A 20,675-nucleotide genomic window follows, 5' to 3' on the forward strand; every position below is an offset into this window, starting at 1 on the left:
GGAGAACATCTATGGAACAAAGTATTGCCATTAAAAATTTATGTAAGTCGTATGGCCAAACTCAAATTTTAAAAGATATTTCTTTTGAAGCAAAAGCAGGTAGAGTGACTGCTTTCCTAGGTCCAAATGGAGCTGGAAAAAGTTCAACCTTACGTATTTTATTAGGATTAGACAAAGCAACATCTGGTCTTACCCAAATTGGAGATCAAACTTATAAGGAAATAAAATTTCCTCTAAAGATTGTAGGAGCTTCATTTGACAGTGTAGGAGCTCCTGATGATCGGACTGTTTATCAACATTTGAAAATTGTTGCTGCTAGTAATGGGATATCCAGTCAGCGAATTGATCAAGTCTTGGATATGGTGGATATTAGCCATAAGAAAAAATCTAAAATTGGGAAGTTATCATTAGGAGAAGGACAACGCTTGGGAATTGCAACAGCTCTATTAGGAAATCCTCAATATCTGATATTAGATGAACCGACTAATGGGTTGGATCCAAGGGGAATTCGGTGGTTTAGAGAGTTTATAAAAAAACAAGCTCAAGAAGGAAAGACAGTCTTGCTATCATCTCATATATTATCGGAAGTGGAAGCAGTAACAGATGATGTAGTTATCATAAATAAAGGAAAAGTTCTTATAAAAGGCACTTTACAAGAAGTGATGAAAAATCTTTCTTCACTAGAAGAAGTCTTCTTTAGTTTAACAGAAGGAGGAAAGTGACATGGCACTTATTTACTCTCTTCATTCTGAAATATTGAAATTATTTTATAAGAGAGCTACTCATATTGTACTATTCTTGATACTCGTATTTCAAACATTTTTAGCAAATATTGGTGCTTCTCAAATTGTTTCAGTTGGTATCCATGCTACACCAGAGACAAATCCAGAATTAGCAGAAGCTATACCTCCTATTGAATTTTTAGGTTTTGACGTCACTTTATTTGGTATTTTTATTATGATTATCCTAGGCTCAATTTACGGAGCCGAGGAGTATAAATGCTCTGCTATTCGTACAAGCATCCTCTCTATTACAAATCGAAGTACTTTCCTAGTTTCAAAAACATTAGTTTGGCTTGTATTTTCTTTTTTCATTTCCTTTCTATCAATATTCCTGACGATTAACATGACACATTATGTTTTAGGACAAGATGGCTTATTGCTTTTTTCACTAAATGGGAGAGTTTGGTTCTATATATTTTTAGCCAGTATAGCTTGGACCTTGTTGGGACTGCTAGCCTATATTATGGCTTTGACATTTAAAACATCCATTGTTCCTCTATTATTTTTGCTTCCTCAAGTCTACAATTTAGGAACATTCTTAGCAAACTATATATCGGTTGCAAAATTTCTTCCAGTTGCATTGGGGCAAGGATTGATTGCTACATCTCCTCAAATTTTAGAACATAATAGTTTACAAAATATTTTACTTTTACTTTGTTGGAACTTCTCATTCTTGGCTTTAGCAATCTACCGCTTACTTAAGTCAGATATTGGAGGAGGTGAATAAGTTGAAAGAGCAACTTAAAAGTGAGTATCTCAAGTTTATTATGAATCCGTGGCACTGGTTGATTATAGGTGCTCTATTACTGTGTGTTCCAGCGTTAGTTATTTTTTTAAATAATAAGCCAGACCAGTTGACCCTACAGTTTGTTTTGGAACAGCTACTGCAAAGTCTCTATTTAGGACAGGCGGGTTTCATTAGTCTAGCTGTTCTATTTATAGGTCAAGAATTTACAGGTTCTAGCCTTCGTACCAGTTTTCTTACATGTCCAAATCGTTTGATATTTATAATCTGTAAACTAGCTATTGTATTATGTATGGAAATTGTATTATTGGCTACTGTAATATCATTATGCATACTAATCGCGCAAGGATACTACAATATCAATCTTTTGAGTAATATTAAACATGTTCTAACAATTCTATTTCCAGCTTGTATTTCTATTCTAACCTTCTCTCTTTTAAGTGGTATTTTTGTATTTATTTCCCAGTCTTTTATCTTAATTTTGGGAATAAGTTTATCCCTTTTATTGGGGTTGGGACAAATGTTATTACAATTCAGTTCTTTTTTTAGAAATTTACCATTACTGGCTAGTATGAATTGTTTTTATACCTATCCATTGTCTCTTTATTATCCAGTGTGGCAAGGCTTAGGGATACAAATAGTTTGGTTATTAATTGTTTTTCTATTTGCTACATTGATACTTATAGGAAAAAATGTACGCTAAAGACAGGGGATATCCTGTCTTTTTCTCAGTTAGTGCTATAATATATTCAGGAGGGTGAGTTATGGCTTATAAAATTTTGGTTGTAGATGATGATCTTGCTATTCTTCGCCTAATAAAAAAAGTACTAGAATATGAAAAATATGAAGTAGTCATACGAAATAAGATAGAAGAGATTGATCTTTGTGATTTTACAGGCTTTGACTTGATTCTATTAGATATTATGATGCCTGTTAGTGGTTTAGAAATCTGTCAGATGATTCGCGAGCAGATAACTGTTCCTATCTGTTTTATAACTGCCAAGGATATGGATGAAGACTTAGTAGCTGGAATCAATGCAGGTGCTGATGATTATATTATGAAGCCCTTTAGTATGCAAGAACTTTTAGCACGTGTTAAAATGCACTTGCGTCGTGAAGAACGGACTAAAGGAAATGTTCATCAAATAAAGATTGGGAAGCTTATACTATATACGGATAGTAAGGAACTATTTGTAAACGATGATAAGATTGCCTTGACAAGGAGGGAATTTGATATAGTGAATCTTTTAGCAAGCACCCCAAGTAGAATATACTCTATAGAGGAAATTTATAATTATCTATATCCACAAAGTTCCGAAGCTCTTTTACGTTCGGTTTCAGAGTATATTTATCAAATTCGTCAAAAGCTGAAACCTTATCAATTAAATCCAATTAAAACCTTGTATGGTGGAGGATATCAATGGGTAGAATCAAAAGTTTTAGACAATTAATTCGAGAAACCTGTTGGAGAATTATTTGGCAGTTTAGTCTTGGCTTACTAATGGCCTATCTTATTCCCTTAGCTTCAGTATCTATACAAATAAATGAAGATGGGAAACCTTTAAACAATAGTGGTGTTCTATCAATCTTTTTTAATGTGTCATCATGGATATATATTTGTGTTTTATTGATTATTCTAATAAGTTATCACATTGGAAAATTGTTGAAAAAACTGAGTTATGAAATGACTTTGATTTATGAAAATAGTATGTGGTTGGAGAAGGAATGTACAGAAAGTTTAACGGTTAAAGAATTTCGCGAGACAGGAAATCGGATTATTGTGATGCAAGATAGAATTCGACAATTAATAGTTGATGAGAAACAGCAGAAAGAAGATTTAATGTTTCAGGTTTCAGCAGCTTCTCATGATTTAAAAACTCCCTTAACCATTATTAGGGGAAATGTGGAATTTTTGCAGACGATAACTGAAAACGACCAATCTCAAGAATGCTTAGCAGATATAGAAAGAGCTAGTCAACAGTTACTAGATTATTTCAATCAATTGATTCACTATTCTAAAACCTATTATGATGATGAGACAGGTTGGACGGAGTATTCCTCTTCAGATTTTATCAATGAATTAGAGAAAGAAGTCTCTTTTTTGATAAAAAATCAGATGAAGTTTTCTTTTGAACAAAATGTGAAAGGAACTGAAAACTATTATATAAATCCATCTCTTCTGATTCGTGCCATACAAAATATTTTAACAAATGCTTTGGAATACGCCGATAAACAGAATCCTAAAATTAACATTAGGGTAGAGCAAGAGGAGAAAGAATTGAAAATAGGCATATGGAATAATGGCTCGGAATTTCCAGATGAAGTTTTAAATAATTTTGGAAAGCTCTTTTATCGTATGGATAAAGCTAGATCGGTTAAAGAGCAACATTATGGTATTGGACTTAGTTTTGTATGTAGAGTTGCAAAACTACACAAAGGCCGAGTTGAGCTTAGAAATAGAGACGCGGGAGCAGAAGTTTTAATAACTGTGAATTGTATTAAATCATAGTGATTTACTTGTTAATTTATGATTGAATAGTTTTTTATATGTGAGCTTTTAAACTATTTAACGTTTTCGATTAGTATAAGATGTAACGGTAGATAATAAAAACGAATGATGATATCTAGTTGATGAAAACTATTTATCATTCATTCGTTTTTTTAATTATTGGATAATTTACGTAGCCTTATCTCGAACGTTGTTTTCCAGCGTTGCGATTTTTATGTTTTTTCTTGCTTGTGATAGCAGTTGGTTGTCCAGGGGTAACGTCTTTTCGTCCACTTGGTGTAGAGAAAGTACTTGCTTTTGGTGGGTTCTTTGCCAGTTCTTCACGGACTTTTTTGCGAAGTTTTGGACGAACGATATAGTTGACGATAAACTGTTGGAGAATCATCATGAAACCACCGACAACCCAGTAAAGTGTGACACTGGCTGGTGAAATGAGGGAGAAGACAACAATCGTGATTGGGCTCACGTAAGCCATTTTCTTGATTTGTTCTCTTTGCGTTTCGTCTTCTACTCCGTGAAGTGAAAGGAGCGATTGAAGATAGTAAAGGACACCTGCGCAGGCAACCAAAATCATACTTGGAGAACCTAGAGGAATGCCTAGGTAGCTTGCTTGAGCAACCCCTTCAGTATGTTGGGCAGCAAAGTAGATAGCTGAGAAGAAAGGCATTTGAAGGAGGATAGGGAAACATCCTACACCACCAAACATGCTGATGCCGTGTTCTTTCTGAGCGGCAAAGAGAGCTTGTTGGGCTTCGAGTTTTTCTTCTTGAGTAGTCGCTTCCTTGAGACGTGTTTGGTGTGGCTCAAGGACGTGCTTGAGGGCGTTCATCTTTTCAGAGTGAAGCGTTGCCTTCCATGATTGGTAGATACCAAGTGGCAAGATAATCAAGCGCACGATAATGGTTACGATGATGATAGCGACACCAAAGCCTAGACCTTGATCAGTAGCGAAGTACTTGATAGCTTCAGCCATAGGCGCTCCGATAGTATTCCAAATAAATCCTATTGGCTTTCCTGTGGCTTTATCGACTCTAACACAGCCAGTCAAGACTAGCAACATAGCCACTCCCATAGCTGAGAGTGCAAAACGTTTAATAGATTTCACTGTTTTTATTCCTTCTTTAAAAATTATACCTTTCTATTCTACTGTTTTTTTACAAAATATACAATAGTTCTAGAGACCTAATTTGCGATTTTAAAGTCAGGATAGGGAGGAAAGTTGCTCAGTTTGACATCTAAGTAGCTGACTTTTGAAAAAGGCGTCGGTCCTTTCCGGATTTCTTGGATAAATTTTGCCATGGTAGCAGATGAGTCTGCTTGGGCTAAGATTTCCACTGTGCCATCGTCGTTATTCCAGACTCGACCTGTTATGCCACCGATTTCGAGAGCCAAGCTGTAAACACCCCAACGAAAGCCGACTCCCTGCACCCTGCCTTGGGCAATCATTCTAACCTTTTGCATACCAAACCCCTTTGATTGTGTTATAATATTTCTATGACTATTATAACCTCAAAAGCCAATTCTGTGGTAAAAAATGCCAAGAAATTACACCAAAAAAAATACCGTAAGTCTACTTATTTGATTGAAGGTTGGCACTTGTTTGAAGAAACTGTTCAAGCTGGAGTGACGATTGAGAAAATTTTTGCCCTAGAAAGTTATAGAGATCAGTTATCTGCTTTTCCGCAAATTGTCTGGGTGTCAGAGGATATTCTGCTAGATTTGGCGGATTCTCAGACTCCACAGGGAATCGTTGCCGTGGTTCAAAAAGAAGAAGTAGGACAAGCTGATTTGAGTCAGGGCAAGTTCTTGTTTTTGGAAGATGTGCAAGATCCTGGTAATGTGGGAACGATCATTCGGACTGCGGATGCAGCAGGTTTTACTGGAGTGATTGTTTCAGATAAGTCGGCAGATATCTACAGTCTCAAGACCTTGCGTTCCATGCAAGGTAGTCATTTCCATTTACCTATTTATCGGATGACTAGTCAAGCACTGCTTGAGGAAGCTAAAGAAGCAGGTATCCCAGTGCTAGCAACAACCTTATCTAAAGATTCTGTTGATTACAGAGAACTGCCTCCTATAGAAAATTTTGTACTAGTCATGGGAAATGAGGGGCAAGGAATTAGTCCCCTTATGGCTGAAAGTGCAGACCAGTTGGTCCACATTAGTATGAAGGGGCAGGCGGAGAGTCTCAATGTTGCCGTTGCAGCCGGTATTTTAATTTTCCATTTAAGTTAATTTTAACTTTCTTTGCTATAATCAAGGAAAGATGTTCATAGAAAAGGAGAAAAGATGAATCACACTATTATTCATGACCGCGCAGGTCTCAATCAATTTTACGCTAAGGTTTATGCCTTTGTTGGTCTGGGGATTGGACTATCAGCCTTGGTATCTGGCCTTATGTTGACGGTCTTTCAGTCTCAGCTGGTTTACTTTTTGATGCAGGGGCGTCTCTGGTTAACCATTGCTACTTTTGCAGAGCTAGCACTAGTCTTCGTTGCTAGTAACATGGCCTTAAAGAATAGTCCAGCGGCTCTTCCAGTATTTTTACTTTACTCAGTATTAAACGGCTTTACCCTTAGTTTTGTGGTGGCCTTCTATACTCCGGGTACAGTTTTGTCTGCCTTTGTATCAAGCGCCCTTCTCTTCTTTGTCATGGCGGCAGTCGGTATGTTCACTAAGAAAGATTTGAGTGGCCTTGGTCGGGCTATGATGGCTGCTCTTATTGGTCTGCTGATTGCTATGGTAGTCAATATTTTCTTGGCTAGTGGCTTCTTTGATTATATGATTAGCGTAGCCATGGTCTTGGTCTTCTCTGGGCTGATTGCTTGGGACAACCAAAGAATTCGTCTCGCTTATGAACAATCACAAGGTCGTGTAGCGACAGGCTGGGTTGTGTCAATGGCTCTCAGTATCTATCTTGATTTTATCAATCTCTTCCTAAGTATTCTACGTATTTTTGGTCGTAATGACTAAAAGGTCTATGAAATCAGTGTTCGAAGGAGCACTGATTTTTTTTAAATTTGCTCTTTCCTTTTCTTAGAAATAGGTGTATAATGCTTTTAATTAATTTTTTGAGGAGTAGTTTATGAAGAAAAGTTTTATCCATCAACAAGAAGAGATTTCCTTTGTCAAAAACACTTTTACCCAGTATTTGAAAGATAAGTTAGAAGTTGTCGAAGTTCAAGGTCCTATCTTGAGCAGGGTCGGTGACGGAATGCAGGATAATTTATCAGGTGTGGAGAATGCCGTATCAGTCAAGGTTCTCCAAATCCCTGATGCTACTTATGAAGTGGTGCACTCCCTTGCTAAATGGAAACGCCATACTTTGGCCCGTTTTGGTTTCGGTGAGGGTGAGGGTCTCTTCGTCCACATGAAGGCCCTTCGTCCAGACGAAGATTCTCTGGATGCGACCCACTCTGTTTATGTTGACCAGTGGGACTGGGAGAAGGTTATCCCAAATGGTAAACGGAATATCGCTTATCTCAAAGAAACAGTTGAGAAGATTTACAAGGCTATTCGCCTGACTGAGCTAGCTGTTGAAGCCCGCTATGACATCGAATCAATCTTGCCAAAACAAATCACTTTTATCCACACAGAAGAGTTGGTAGAACGCTACCCAGACTTGACACCGAAAGAACGTGAAAATGCTATCTGTAAAGAATTTGGTGCTGTCTTCTTGATTGGTATTGGTGGTGAATTACCAGACGGTAAACCGCACGATGGACGTGCACCAGACTACGATGACTGGACAAGCGAATCTGAAAATGGCTACAAGGGTCTAAATGGTGATATTCTTGTCTGGAATGAATCCCTGGGTGGAGCCTTTGAGTTGTCCTCTATGGGAATCCGTGTGGATGAAGAAACTCTTCGCCGTCAGGTGAAAATCACAGGTGATGAAGACCGCTTGGAATTGGAATGGCACAAGTCCTTGTTGAATGGCTTATTCCCATTGACAATCGGTGGAGGAATTGGACAATCTCGTATGGCCATGTTCCTACTTCGCAAGAAACACATCGGAGAGGTGCAAACAAGTGTTTGGCCTCAAGAAGTTCGCGATACTTACGAAAATATTTTGTAGAGAATCGAACCGTAAGGTTCGGTTTTCTTTCTCTTTTCGCCCATAATTTGGTATAATAAACGGTATGAAAATCGTATCAGGAATCTATGGGGGACGTCCCCTCAAGACACTAGAAGGCAAGACGACAAGACCTACTTCGGATAAGGTTAGGGGCGCCATTTTTAACATGATTGGTCCCTACTTTGAAGGGGGACGAGTCTTGGACCTTTATGCAGGTAGTGGTGGTTTATCTATCGAGGCAGTCTCACGTGGCATGTCCAGTGCTGTTTTGGTGGAGCGTGACCGTAAGGCTCAAGCCATCGTGGCTGAAAATATTCAGATGACCAAGGAAGTTGGAAAATTTCAACTACTCAAGATGGATGCAGAAAGGGCATTGGAACAGGTATCTGGGAAATTCGATCTCATCTTCTTAGACCCTCCTTATGCCAAGGAACAAATCGTATCAGATATTGAAAAAATGGCTGAGAGAGAGCTTTTTTCTGAAGATGTCATGGTCGTGTGTGAAACGGATAAGGCCGTTGAACTTACAGAAGAAATTGCCTGCCTGGGCATCTGGAAGGAAAAAATTTATGGAATTAGTAAGGTGACAGTTTATGTCAGATAAGATTGGCTTATTCACAGGCTCATTTGATCCGATGACAAATGGGCATATGGATATCATTGAACGGGCGAGCAGACTCTTTGATAAGCTCTATGTCGGTATTTTTTTTAATCCCCACAAACAAGGATTTCTCCCTATCGAAAATCGTAAACGGGGGCTAGAAGATGCTTTGAAACATTTGGGAAATGTTGAAGTCGTGTCTTCTCATGATGAATTGGTGGTTGACGTTGCAAAAAGACTGGGGGCTACTTTCCTAGTGCGAGGCTTGAGAAATGCTTCGGATTTGCAATATGAAGCCAGTTTTGATTACTACAACCATCAACTGTCTCCTGATATAGAAACCATTTATTTACATAGCCGACCTGAACATCTCTATATCAGTTCATCCGGTGTTAGAGAGCTTTTGAAATTTAGTCAGGATATTGCCTGCTATGTTCCCGAGAGTATTTTGGAGGAAATAAGAAATGAAAAAAAAGATTAGATGGCCCTTATATGTCATTGCGGCCTTGATTGTGACTTTCTTGGCGTTTGTAGTGCCTTTGCCTTATTATATAGAGGTTCCAGGTGGTTCGGAAGATATTCGCCAAGTCCTTAAAGTCAATGACACAGAAGATAAGGAAGCTGGTGCCTATCAATTCGTTACGGTTGGTGTCCAGCATGCCACTTTAGCTCATATGATTTATGCATGGTTGACGCCTTTTACAGATATTCGTAGTGCTCAGGAGACTACAGGTGGTTCTTCCGATGTTGAATTTATGCGGATCAATCAATTCTACATGCAAACATCGCAAAATATGGCCAAGTATCAAGGGTTAAAAACAGCTGGTAAGGATATTGAACTCAAATATCTTGGGGTTTATGTCTTGACTGTGACGGATAATTCGACCTTTAAAGGGATTCTCAACATTTCTGATACGGTCACAGCAGTCAATGATCAGACCTTTGATAGTTCCAAAGACTTGATTGATTACGTCAATTCTCAAAAATTAGGGGATTCTGTCAAGGTCACCTATGAAGAAGATGGGCAAACCAAGTCTGCAGAAGGAAAAATCATTACGCTAGAAAATGGCAAAAATGGAATTGGAATCGGCTTGATTGACCGTACAGAAGTAACCAGTGATGTCCCAATTCGCTTTTCAACAGCTGGTATTGGCGGTCCAAGTGCAGGTCTCATGTTTAGTCTGGCCATCTATACTCAAATAGCTGACCCTGGTCTTCGTAATGGTCGTATCGTTGCCGGTACAGGTACCATTGATCGCGATGGGAATGTGGGGGACATTGGAGGTATTGATAAGAAAGTTGTTGCTTCGGCTAGAGAAGGTGCTGCTATTTTCTTTGCCCCGGATAACCCTGTTAGCGAAGAAGAACAAAAAGCGCATCCTGATGCTAAAAACAACTACCAAACAGCCCTGGAAGCAGCTAGAACAATCAAGACAGATATGAAAATTGTTCCCGTTAAAACCCTACAAGATGCAATTGATTACTTGAAAAACAATCCCTAGTTTTTAAGTGAAGTTTCCAAACTAGCGCACAAACAGAGAAGATGGTATAATAGTCAAATGGTTCAATTATTATTCACTCTAAGCAGTCACATGCTCTTTATTTATGTGAGTTTTTACCTTTTAAAGAATCTTGTTAGATGGGAAAAAGTCTTAAAAGTAACAGCTGAGAACACAGGAAAAGTTCGTTTACTAGTAGCCTTTTTCAGCATTGTAATGGGATATATCATGAGTTCTTTCTTTATCAGTCTGTATCAGTTGTGGCAAGAAGCGCTTAGAGGATTATTATAAAATCAAGAGTAAAGGAAATAAGTATGGAAAAAATTGTGGTTCAAGGTGGCGATAATCGTCTGGTAGGAAGTGTTACGATTGAAGGAGCAAAGAATGCAGTCTTGCCCTTGTTAGCAGCGACTATTCTGGCAAGTGAAGGAAAGACCGTCTTGCAGAATGTTCCTATCTTGTCAGATGTTTTCACCATGAATCAGGTGGTTCGTGGTTTGAATGCCAAGGTGGATTTTGATGAGGAAGCTCATCTTGTCGAGGTGGATGCGACTGGCAATATCACAGAGGAGGCTCCCTACAAGTATGTTAGCAAGATGCGCGCATCCATCGTTGTCTTGGGACCAATTCTTGCTCGTGTAGGTCATGCCAAGGTATCCATGCCAGGTGGTTGTACGATTGGTAGCCGCCCTATTGATCTTCATTTGAAAGGTTTAGAAGCCATGGGGGCTAAGATTAGTCAGACGGCTGGTTATATCGAAGCCAAGGCGGATCGCTTACATGGAGCTCATATCTACATGGACTTCCCAAGTGTTGGTGCAACGCAGAACTTGATGATGGCAGCGACCCTAGCTGATGGGGTGACAGTGATTGAAAATGCTGCGCGTGAGCCTGAGATTGTTGACCTAGCCATTCTCCTTAATGAAATGGGAGCTAAGGTTAAGGGTGCTGGTACAGAGACCATTACCATTACCGGTGTTGAGAAACTTCATGGTACGACTCACAATGTAGTCCAAGACCGTATCGAAGCAGGAACTTTTATGGTAGCTGCTGCTATGACTGGTGGTGATGTCTTGATTCGAGACGCTGTCTGGGAGCATAACCGTCCCTTGATTGCCAAGTTGCTTGAAATGGGAGTGGAAGTGACAGAGGAGACTGAAGGGATTCGAGTTCGCTCTCAACTAGAAAATCTAAAAGCTGTTCATGTGAAAACCTTGCCCCACCCAGGATTTCCAACAGATATGCAGGCTCAATTTACAGCCTTGATGACCGTCGCAAAAGGGGAGTCAACTATGGTGGAGACAGTTTTCGAAAATCGTTTCCAACATCTAGAAGAAATGCGTCGCATGGGCTTGCACTCTGAGATTATCCGTGATACAGCTCGTATTGTTGGTGGTCAACCTTTGCAGGGGGCAGAAGTTCTTTCAACTGACCTTCGTGCCAGCGCAGCCTTGATTTTGACAGGTTTGGTAGCACAAGGAGAAACTGTAGTTGGTAAATTGGTTCACTTGGATAGAGGTTACTACCGTTTCCATGAGAAGTTGGCGCAGCTAGGTGCTAAGATTCAGCGGATTGAGGCAAGTGATGAAGATGAATAAGAAATCAAGCTACGTAATCAAGCGTTTACTTCTAGTCATTTTGGTACTGTTTTTGGGTGCTCTAGCCCTAGGAATCGGTTTAATGGTAGGTTATGGAATCTTGGGCAAGGGTCAAGATCCATGGGCTATCCTGTCTCCAGCAAAATGGCAGGAATTGATTCATAAATTTACAGGAAATTAGACTGGAGAACCAGTCTTTTTCTAGAGATAAGGAGAAAAATGGATAAAAAAACAAGACAGACACTGATCGGACTGCTAGTGTTATTGCTTTTATCTGCGGGAAGCTATTATATCAAGCAGATGCAATCGACACCAAATAGTCCCAAAACCAAGCTTAGTCAGAAAAAACAAGCGTCTGAAGCCCCTAGTCAAGAATTGGCAGAGAGTGTCTTAACAGACGCAGTCAAGAGTCAAATAAAAGGGAGCCTGGAGTGGAATGGCTCAGGTGCTTTTATCGTCAATGGTAATAAAACAAATCTAGATGCCAAGGTTTCAAGTAAGCCTTACGCTGATAATAAAACAAAGACAGTGGGCAAGGAAACAGTGCCAACCGTAGCAAATGCCCTCTTGTCTAAGGCTACTCGTCAGTACAAGAATCGTGAAGAAACTGGGAATGGTTCGACTTCATGGACTCCTCCAGGCTGGCATCAGGTCAAGAATCTAAAGGGTTCTTATACCCATGCGGTCGATAGAGGTCACTTGTTAGGCTATGCCTTAATCGGTGGCTTGGATGGTTTTGATGCCTCGACAAGCAATCCTAAAAACATTGCTGTTCAAACAGCTTGGGCAAATCAGGCACAGGCCGAGGATTCGACTGGTCAAAACTACTATGAAAGTATGGTACGTAAAGCCTTGGACCAAAACAAGCGTGTCCGTTACCGTGTAACTCTTTATTATGCTTCAAACGAGGATTTAGTTCCTTCAGCTTCACAGATTGAAGCCAAGTCTTCAGACGGAGAATTGGAATTTAATGTTCTAGTTCCCAATGTTCAAAAAGGACTTCAACTGGATTACCGAACTGGAGAAGTAACGGTTACTCAGTAAAATACAAAATAAACTCCTATGTCACTTATGGATATAGGAGTTCTTTCTTACTAGTTTAAGCAGGGCTACAATAGACACTGATACTCAATGAAAATCAAAGTGCAAACTAGGAAGCCAGCCGCAGGTTGCTCAAAGCACAGCTTTGAGGTTGCAGATAAAGCTGACGTGGTTTGAAGAGACCTTCGAAGAGCATGAGAAAAAATAATATGTACTGGACTATATTTTGTGATATAATAAAGGATAAGATACTATTTTAGGAGAAGAACTATGGAAGACCCAAGTAGTCAGAATTTGTTGCTACAATTTGTTTTATTGTTTATCTTGACAGTGTTAAATGCTTTTTTCTCAGCCACAGAAATGGCTATGGTTTCACTTAACCGTGCGCGGGTTGAACAAAAGGCAGAAGAAGGAGATAGACGCTATATCCGTCTGCTGAAGGTACTAGAAAATCCTAACCACTTTTTATCAACCATTCAAGTAGGGATTACCCTGATTACGATCTTATCAGGGGCGAGTTTGGCAGACACTCTGGGACGAGAAATTGCATCTTGGCTTGGAAATAGTGAAACATCTTATGCTGTTGCAAGTTTTCTGTCTTTAGCATTTTTGACTTATATTTCCATCGTTTTTGGGGAATTGTATCCTAAGAGAATCGCTCTTAATCTAAAGGATGCCTTGGCGATTCGTACAGCACCAGTTATCATTGGGCTTGGGAAACTAGTTAGTCCCTTTGTTTGGCTCTTGTCTGCATCTACCAATCTCTTGAGTCGCTTGACTCCTATGACCTTTGACGATGCTGATGAAAAAATGACCCGTGATGAAATTGAGTACATGTTGACCAATAGTGAAGAAACACTAGATGCTGACGAAATTGAGATGTTACAAGGGATTTTTTCACTAGATGAACTGATGGCAAGAGAAGTCATGGTTCCTCGAACGGATGCCTTTATGGTCGATATTCAGGATGATAGTCAAACCATCATTCAAAGTATTTTAAAACAAAATTATTCTCGTATCCCTGTCTATGATGGAGACAAGGATAATGTGATTGGGATTATTCACACCAAGAGTCTCCTTAAGGCGGGCTTTGTGGACGGTTTTGACAATATTGTTTGGAAGAAAATCTTACAAGATCCACTTTTTGTTCCTGAAACTATTTTTGTGGATGATTTGTTAAAAGAACTGCGCAATACCCAAAGACAAATGGCAATCTTGCTGGATGAATACGGTGGGATGGCTGGTTTGGTGACCCTAGAAGACCTCTTAGAGGAAATCGTTGGGGAAATCGATGACGAAACAGATAAAGCGGCAATAGATGTTCATCAAATCGGTGAGGATACTTACATTGTTCAAGGTACCATGAATCTCAATGATTTTAATGACTACTTTGATGTTGAACTGGAAAGTGATGACGTTGATACCATCGCTGGTTACTATTTGACAGGAGTTGGGACCATTCCAACGACTGAGAAACTCAGTTATGAATTAGTCAGCCAAAACAAACAGCTTATCCTAACCAATGATAAGGTGAAAAATGGACGTGTTACCAAAGTAAAAGTCCAAATTACCGAAGTTGAAATAGAAGAAGAAACAGAGTAAACTAGAGGCTTTTGTCACCAGGCGTGACGAAGCTTTTTCAGTTGATTTCATACTCTTCGAAAATCAAATTCAAACCGCGTCAACGTCGCCTTGCCGTACGCAAGTACAGCCTGCGGCTAGTTTCCTAGTTTGCTCTTTGATTTTCATTGAGTATCAAAAGATTGTCTCCTAAAAAGAAGTCTGCCCCAAATTCACCCCAAAAGTTTTTGTAAGTTATATGTATTTATCCGAAGAAAATAAAAAAAGCCCTTTAAACTGGGCTTTCTGTTTAAATGAAACCTGATAAATCAAGTTATAGAAGGCGGTAGACGGATTTGAACCGACGATCAAGCTTTTGCAGAGCCGTGCCTTACCACTTGGCTATACCGCCATAACTCTTACTATTATACCTTGAAAATTTCTCTACGTCAATAGTTTCTTAATCAAAAAAATAGTTTACAAAAATGAGTTTTATGTCTATAAATAAAAATGTAAGGAAAGTATGAATTTAAAGGTTTTTAGGGAGCTATTTCTAGAGTAAGTTTTTCATGAAATGAGATGAAAAACTGAAAAAACTTGACAAATAAAATTTTTTTGGTAGAAATGCGCCTAAATATTCTGAAAATTCGTTTACTTTTTAGAAGATATATGTTATAATTTCCAATAAGCCAAAATTTTTCAATAGGAGTTACAAACATGAAAAAAAGTAGAGTATTTGTTGCAGCAGGAGTTGCTTTATTAGCAACAGGTGTGTTAGTTGCTTGTGGAAATTCGAAATCATCTGATTCGACAGCGCCAAAAAATTATGGTTATGTTTATACAGCTGATCCAGAAACGTTGGATTACCTCATTTCAGGGAAACAAAGTACGAAAGTGGCTACTTCAAACGGAATCGATGGCCTCTTTACAAATGATAAATACGGGAACTTGACTCCTGCGGTTGCAGAAGACTGGTCTGTATCAAAAGATGGATTGACTTATACCTACAAAATTCGTAAAGGTGTAAAATGGATGACATCTGATGGCGAAGAATATGCTGAAGTGACTGCTAAAGATTTCGTGAATGGATTGAAACATGCGGCAGATAAAAAATCAGAAGCGCTTTACCTAGCTGAAACTTCTGTTAAAGGTCTATCTGACTATTTGACAGGTAATTCAAAAGATTTCTCTACAGTAGGTATTAAAGCGGTTGATGATTATACTCTTGAGTATACTTTGAACCAACCAGAACCATACTGGAATTCTAAGATGGCTTACTCAATTTTCTGGCCGTTAAACGAAGAATTTGAAAAATCAAAAGGTTCTGATTTTGCTAAAGCAACAGATCCTACATCCTTACTTTATAACGGACCTTTCTTGCTTAAAGGTTTGACTGCTAAATCTTCTATCGAATTTGCTAAGAATGAGCAGTACTGGGATAAAGAGAATGTTCATTTAGATACAGTCACACTTGCATACTTTGATGGTTCAGACCAAGAATCACTTGAACGTAATTTTACAAGTGGAGCTTATAGTTTTGCTCGTCTTTACCCAACAAGTTCAAACTTCTCGAAGGTAGAGGAGTCATACAAGGATAATATTTTCTACACTCCATCAGGAGCTGGTGTTGGAGGTTTAGGTGTAAATATTGATCGTCAAAATTACAAATATACCTCTAAAACAACAGATGATGAGAAAACATCTACTAAGAAAGCTCTTCTTAACAAAGACTTCCGCCAAGCCTTGAACTTTGCCTTTGATCGTACAGCTTATTCTGCTCAAGTTAACGGTAAAGAAGGCGCTCCTCTAGCAGTTCGTAATCTATTTGTGAAACCGGACTTTGTTTCTGCGGGTGAAAAAACTTTCGGTGACTTGGTTGCTGAAAAAGTTACGACTTATGGAGACGAGTGGAAAAATGTAAACTTTGCTGATGGTCAAGACGGTCTCTTTAACGCTGACAAAGCTAAAGCAGAATTTGCTAAAGCTAAAACTGCTCTGGAAGCAGAAGGAGTGAAATTCCCTATCCATTTGGATGTTCCAGTAGACCAAACGTCTAAAAACTATATCGCACGTATTCAGTCGTTCAAACAATCAGTTGAAAAAGTTTTAGGTGAAGAAAATGTTGTCATCGATATTCAACAAATTTCTAAAGATGAATTCTTTAATGTGACTTATTATGCTGCTAATGCGGCGGCTGAGGATTGGGATCTTTCAGGTGCTGTTGGATGGAATCCTGACTATGAAGATCCATCAACTTATCTTGACATCCTTAAATCAACTAATAGTGAGCAAACGAAAACTTATATGGGCTATGATGACCCATCAAATGCAGCTGCGGCAAAAGTTGGTATGAAAGATTACGATAAATTGCTCGATGAAGCTGGAAAAGAAACAAGTGATCTTAACAAGCGTTATGAAAAATATGCTGCTGCTCAAGCTTGGTTGACAGACAGCTCACTCTTCTTACCAGCTATGTCTTCTAGTGGTGCTGCACCATTTATTTCTCGTGTTGTACCATTCTCAGCTTCTTATAGCCAATCTGGAGATAAAGCTTCAGATGTCTACTTCAAATATGTTCAGTTACAAGATAAGGTTGTAACAAAGGCTGATTATGAACAAGCTCGTGAGAAATGGCTCAAAGAGAAAAAAGAATCAAACGAAAAAGTTCAAAAAGAATTGACTAAACACGTTAAATAAATAACTCTCAAGAGAACTTTCTCTCCATGAGGAGAAGGTTCTTTTGGGATTTAAAAAGGAAACGATATGAAGAAATATATTTTTATGCGTGTCTTGCGTTCATTGTTGTCTATTTTCTTGGTGACAACTTTAACCTACACGATTATCTATACGATGGTACCTCGTAAATTGATTTTTAAACAGGATACCAACTATAATAAGATTGCAACCACTCCAGATAAACGGGATAACTATGAAAATACTGTTTATGAGCGTATGGGCTATATCGAGTATTACGATACCAAGGAGCTGCAAGAAAAAGCTAGTAAATTAGACTCATCGGTAACAGTTGATGCTAATGATAGCAATAAAGCGATTTATGAAAAATACATTAATCAATTAGGTAATGGTTGGACACTAGGTGTATTTTCAGAGAGTGGTCAGTTCTATGCTACGCGTGAAATTCCAATTTTTGAACGTGTTTTCAAATTCTATGCTAACTTGCTTGATATTGATCATACAAACAAGATTCAAGACCCTGAAAATCCAAACTTAGAACGCTATCTTCGCTTTGAAAATGACCCTGCTATCGGCTGGTCGTTGGTTGGTTCAGGTACAAAACATAAGTATCTGTTGTATTTTAACAACCAATTCCCATTTGTACACCAAAACTTTGTGAATGTTAATTTAGGTGATTCTTACCCAACTTATGCAAACACTCCCGTACTTCAAGTCATTACACAAGGTCAAGGACAAACAAAGACTGGACAAGTTCAATTCCCTACTGGTAAGAAGACTTCATCTGTAGATATTTACTCACGTACTTATAAATCACCTAGTCAGGCAGACGCTCGTGAGGTAGCCAACTATGGTAAAAATGATCCGTATACAGCTACAGAGAGCAACTATCAGTATCCATCAATGATTGCAAGCTCTGCTGTTGCTGGATTAATTGGTTTGATTATTTCGTATGCTATTGCAATCCCTCTTGGGTCTGCTATGGCTCGCCACAAGAATACTTGGATTGATAGCTTCTCGACAGGTGCTTTGACCTTCTTGCTTGCTCTTCCAACGATTGCTTTGGTTTATATTGTTCGTTTGATTGGATCATCTATTGGTCTTCCAGATTCGTTCCCTATCTTGGGTGCTGGAGATTGGCGTTCTTATGTTTTGCCAGCAGTTATTCTAGGATTGCTAGGAGCACCAAGTACAGCTATCTGGATTCGTCGTTACATGATCGATTTGCAATCTCAAGACTTCGTTCGTTTTGCTCGTGCCAAAGGTTTGTCTGAAAAAGAAATTTCAAACAAACATATCTTTAAAAACGCAATGGTTCCTTTGGTTTCAGGTATTCCTGGTGCCGTTATCGGGGTTATCGGTGGTGCAACTCTTACTGAAACAGTTTTCGCCTTCCCAGGTATGGGTAAAATGTTGATTGACTCTGTTAAGGCGTCAAATAACTCGATGGTAGTTGGTCTTGTCTTCATCTTCACATGTATTTCTATCTTCTCACTCTTTGTAGGGGATATCTGGATGACAATGCTTGACCCACGTATTAAATTGACAGAGAAAGGAGGCAAATAATGTCAACAATCGATAAAGAAAAATTTCAGTTTGTAAAACGTGACGATTTTGCCTCTGAAACGATTGATGCACCAGCTTATTCATACTGGGGATCTGTCTTCAGACAGTTTTTGAAGAAAAAATCGACAGTTGCTATGCTAGGTATTTTGGTCGCTATTATTTTAATGAGCTTTATTTACCCAATGTTCTCAGATTTTGATTTCAACGATGTAAGTAAGGTAAATGACTTCAGTGCTCGCTTTATCAAGCCTAACGCTGAACATTGGTTTGGTACAGATAGTAATGGTAAATCCTTGTTTGATGGGGTTTGGTTTGGTGCGCGTAACTCTATCCTCATCTCTGTAATTGCTACTTTTATTAACCTTATAATTGGTGTTATTGTTGGTGGAATTTGGGGAATTTCAAAATCCGTTGACCGTATCATGATGGAAGTTTATAACATTATTTCAAACATTCCATCTCTCTTGATTGTTATTGTCTTGACGTACTCAATTGGTGCTGGTTTCTGGAATTTGATTTTTGCCATGAGTGTGACAACTTGGATTGGGATTGCTTATATGATTCGTATCCAAATCATGCGTTATCGTGATTTAGAATACAACCTCGCTTCTCAAACTCTTGGAACACCTACCTTTAAAATCATCGTCAAAAATATCATGCCACAATTGGTATCTGTTATTGTATCTACAATGACATTGATGTTGCCAAGCTTTATCTCTTATGAAGCCTTCCTTTCCTTCTTTGGATTAGGACTACCTGTGACAGTTCCAAGTTTGGGACGTTTGATTTCAGACTATTCACAAAATGTTACGACCAACGCTTACCTGTTCTGGATTCCATTAACAACATTGATTTTGGTATCCTTATCTCTCTTTGTTGTTGGTCAAAACTTAGCGGATGCTAGTGATCCACGTACACATAGATAGGAGTAAATATGACAAAAGAAAATAATGTAATATTGACTGCTCGCGATATTGTCGTGGAATTTGACGTTCGTGACAAAGTGTTAACGGCTATCCGAGGAGTGTCTCTGGATTTGATTGAAGGGGAAGTTCTTGCCTTGGTAGGTGAGTCTGGTTCTGGTAAATCTGTATTAACAAAAACTTTTACAGGAATGTTAGAAGATAATGGGCGGATTGCTCAAGGAAGTATCGACTATCGTGGACAAGACTTGACTGCTCTGGCTTCTAACAAGGAGTGGGAGAAGATTCGTGGTGCTAAAATTGCGACCATCTTCCAAGATCCTATGACAAGTTTGGATCCAATCAATACAATCGGTAGCCAAATTACAGAAGTTATCGTTAAACACCAAGGAAAAACAGCCAAGGAAGCTAAAGAAATGGCAATCGACTATATGAAAAAAGTCGGAATTCCAGAAGCTGAGAAACGTTTTGAAGAATATCCTTTCCAATATTCGGGTGGGATGCGTCAACGTATTGTTATTGCGATAGCTCTTGCTTGTCGTCCAGATATCTTAATCTGTGATGAACCTACAACTGCCCTTGACGTAACTATTCAAGCACAAATTATTGATTTGCTTAAAACCTTGCAAAATGAGTACCACTTTACCATTATCTTTATCACACATGACCTTGGTGTGGTAGCAAGTATTGCAGATAAAGTAGCGGTTATGTACGCTGGGGAAATTGTAGAATATGGAACTGTTGAGGAAGTCTTCTACGACCCACGCCATCCATATACCTGGAGTCTCTTATCTAGCTTACCTCAGCTTGCTGATGATAAAGGTGAATTATACTCTATCCCAGGAACACCGCCATCTCTTTATACTGAGTTGAAAGGTGATGCTTTTGCCCTTCGTTCAGATTATGCTATGCAAATTGACTTTGAACAAAAAGCACCTAAGTTTCCTGTTAGTGATACTCACTGGGCTAAGACTTGGTTGCTTCATGAAAATGCTCCTAAAGTTGAAAAACCAGGAGTTATAGCAGATTTGCATGACAAGATTCGTGATAAAATGGGCTTTGCTCATCTAGAAGACTAG

General features: G+C 38.9%; 22 protein-coding genes and 1 tRNA gene. 20 read left to right on the plus strand and 3 right to left on the minus strand.

Going from position 1 to position 20,675, the window contains the following annotated elements:
* The first annotated feature begins 11 nt into the window (after positions 1-11).
* The 5 genes from M594_RS01320 to M594_RS01340 all read left to right on the plus strand — a co-directional run bounded on the left by M594_RS01320 (position 12) and on the right by M594_RS01340 (position 4,036).
* Positions 12-722: an ABC transporter ATP-binding protein gene (locus tag M594_RS01320; RefSeq protein WP_173875766.1), complete on the plus strand. Its 711-nt coding sequence runs from the start codon at positions 12-14 to the stop codon at positions 720-722.
* 1 nt (position 723) lies between these two features.
* Positions 724-1,509, plus strand: coding sequence for an ABC transporter permease (locus M594_RS01325; protein WP_173875767.1), 786 nt, complete (start codon positions 724-726; stop codon positions 1,507-1,509).
* Position 1,510: 1 nt separating this feature from the next.
* A complete protein-coding gene (locus M594_RS01330; RefSeq protein ID WP_173875768.1) occupies positions 1,511-2,230 on the plus strand; it encodes an ABC transporter permease in 720 nt (239 codons plus the stop codon).
* Positions 2,231-2,291: 61 nt separating this feature from the next.
* Positions 2,292-2,978, plus strand: a complete 687-nt coding sequence (locus M594_RS01335; protein WP_020901993.1) for a response regulator transcription factor — start codon at positions 2,292-2,294, stop codon at positions 2,976-2,978.
* Positions 2,948-4,036: a sensor histidine kinase gene (locus M594_RS01340; RefSeq protein ID WP_020901994.1), complete on the plus strand. Its 1,089-nt coding sequence runs from the start codon at positions 2,948-2,950 to the stop codon at positions 4,034-4,036. The genes M594_RS01335 and M594_RS01340 overlap by 31 nt, the downstream gene beginning before the upstream one ends.
* Before the next feature lie 178 nt (positions 4,037-4,214).
* Here M594_RS01340 and yidC read toward each other — a convergent pair whose 3' ends face one another.
* Together yidC and M594_RS01350 are read right to left on the minus strand one after the other, a co-directional pair.
* Positions 4,215-5,141: a membrane protein insertase YidC gene (gene yidC / locus M594_RS01345; RefSeq protein WP_020901995.1), complete on the minus strand. Its 927-nt coding sequence runs from the start codon at positions 5,139-5,141 to the stop codon at positions 4,215-4,217.
* A 77-nt stretch (positions 5,142-5,218) separates the two neighbouring features.
* A complete protein-coding gene (locus M594_RS01350; RefSeq protein ID WP_001174616.1) occupies positions 5,219-5,497 on the minus strand; it encodes an acylphosphatase in 279 nt (92 codons plus the stop codon).
* Positions 5,498-5,530: 33 nt separating this feature from the next.
* Between M594_RS01350 and M594_RS01355 the strand changes: the two genes are divergently transcribed.
* From M594_RS01355 to M594_RS01405, 11 genes are all read left to right on the plus strand, one after another.
* Positions 5,531-6,271, plus strand: coding sequence for a TrmH family RNA methyltransferase (locus M594_RS01355; protein WP_173875769.1), 741 nt, complete (start codon positions 5,531-5,533; stop codon positions 6,269-6,271).
* Between the two features lie 54 nt (positions 6,272-6,325).
* Positions 6,326-7,009: a Bax inhibitor-1 family protein gene (locus tag M594_RS01360; protein ID WP_001016903.1), complete on the plus strand. Its 684-nt coding sequence runs from the start codon at positions 6,326-6,328 to the stop codon at positions 7,007-7,009.
* A gap of 112 nt (positions 7,010-7,121) precedes the next feature.
* A complete protein-coding gene (gene asnA / locus M594_RS01365; RefSeq protein WP_084947345.1) occupies positions 7,122-8,114 on the plus strand; it encodes an aspartate--ammonia ligase in 993 nt (330 codons plus the stop codon).
* 64 nt (positions 8,115-8,178) lie between these two features.
* Positions 8,179-8,718, plus strand: coding sequence for a 16S rRNA (guanine(966)-N(2))-methyltransferase RsmD (rsmD, locus tag M594_RS01370; RefSeq protein ID WP_173875770.1), 540 nt, complete (start codon positions 8,179-8,181; stop codon positions 8,716-8,718).
* Entirely contained in the window at positions 8,708-9,196 is a 489-nt protein-coding gene (gene coaD / locus M594_RS01375) for a pantetheine-phosphate adenylyltransferase (RefSeq protein ID WP_173875771.1), read from the plus strand. Before rsmD ends, coaD begins: the two co-directional genes overlap by 11 nt.
* The gene (locus M594_RS01380; protein WP_033687316.1) at positions 9,180-10,217 is read left to right on the plus strand and encodes a SepM family pheromone-processing serine protease; all 1,038 of its coding nucleotides are present in this window, start codon (positions 9,180-9,182) and stop codon (positions 10,215-10,217) included. The genes coaD and M594_RS01380 overlap by 17 nt, the downstream gene beginning before the upstream one ends.
* A gap of 57 nt (positions 10,218-10,274) precedes the next feature.
* Positions 10,275-10,505 (plus strand): DUF1146 family protein, encoded by a 231-nt coding sequence (locus tag M594_RS01385; protein WP_000250399.1) that lies wholly within the window; start codon positions 10,275-10,277, stop codon positions 10,503-10,505.
* A 23-nt stretch (positions 10,506-10,528) separates the two neighbouring features.
* The gene (murA, locus tag M594_RS01390; protein WP_173875772.1) at positions 10,529-11,812 is read left to right on the plus strand and encodes a UDP-N-acetylglucosamine 1-carboxyvinyltransferase; all 1,284 of its coding nucleotides are present in this window, start codon (positions 10,529-10,531) and stop codon (positions 11,810-11,812) included.
* Positions 11,805-11,993 carry a DNA-directed RNA polymerase subunit beta gene (locus M594_RS01395; RefSeq protein WP_004241151.1) on the plus strand — a complete coding sequence of 63 codons (189 nt, stop codon included), beginning with the start codon at positions 11,805-11,807 and terminating at the stop codon, positions 11,991-11,993. The genes murA and M594_RS01395 overlap by 8 nt, the downstream gene beginning before the upstream one ends.
* Before the next feature lie 38 nt (positions 11,994-12,031).
* Positions 12,032-12,856, plus strand: a complete 825-nt coding sequence (gene endA / locus M594_RS01400) for a DNA-entry nuclease EndA (protein WP_000359015.1) — start codon at positions 12,032-12,034, stop codon at positions 12,854-12,856.
* A gap of 267 nt (positions 12,857-13,123) precedes the next feature.
* Positions 13,124-14,455, plus strand: coding sequence for a hemolysin family protein (locus M594_RS01405; RefSeq protein WP_173875773.1), 1,332 nt, complete (start codon positions 13,124-13,126; stop codon positions 14,453-14,455).
* A gap of 299 nt (positions 14,456-14,754) precedes the next feature.
* Here M594_RS01405 and M594_RS01410 read toward each other — a convergent pair.
* A tRNA-Cys gene (locus M594_RS01410) sits at positions 14,755-14,825 on the minus strand.
* Between the two features lie 305 nt (positions 14,826-15,130).
* On the opposite strand from M594_RS01410, the gene M594_RS01415 reads away from it, so the two are divergent.
* The 4 genes from M594_RS01415 to M594_RS01430 all read left to right on the plus strand — a co-directional run bounded on the left by M594_RS01415 (position 15,131) and on the right by M594_RS01430 (position 20,675).
* On the plus strand, positions 15,131-17,110 hold the full coding sequence (locus tag M594_RS01415; RefSeq protein ID WP_173875774.1) for a peptide ABC transporter substrate-binding protein: 1,980 nt from the start codon (positions 15,131-15,133) through the stop codon (positions 17,108-17,110).
* 66 nt (positions 17,111-17,176) lie between these two features.
* Entirely contained in the window at positions 17,177-18,673 is a 1,497-nt protein-coding gene (locus tag M594_RS01420) for an ABC transporter permease (protein ID WP_124788148.1), read from the plus strand.
* The gene (oppC, locus tag M594_RS01425) at positions 18,673-19,599 is read left to right on the plus strand and encodes an oligopeptide ABC transporter permease OppC (RefSeq protein WP_124788147.1); all 927 of its coding nucleotides are present in this window, start codon (positions 18,673-18,675) and stop codon (positions 19,597-19,599) included. Before M594_RS01420 ends, oppC begins: the two co-directional genes overlap by 1 nt.
* Positions 19,600-19,607: 8 nt before the next feature.
* Positions 19,608-20,675, plus strand: a complete 1,068-nt coding sequence (locus tag M594_RS01430) for an ABC transporter ATP-binding protein (RefSeq protein WP_173875775.1) — start codon at positions 19,608-19,610, stop codon at positions 20,673-20,675.

This window comes from Streptococcus mitis, from assembly GCF_013305725.1.
Classification (GTDB): Bacteria; Bacillota; Bacilli; order Lactobacillales; family Streptococcaceae; genus Streptococcus; species Streptococcus mitis_BO.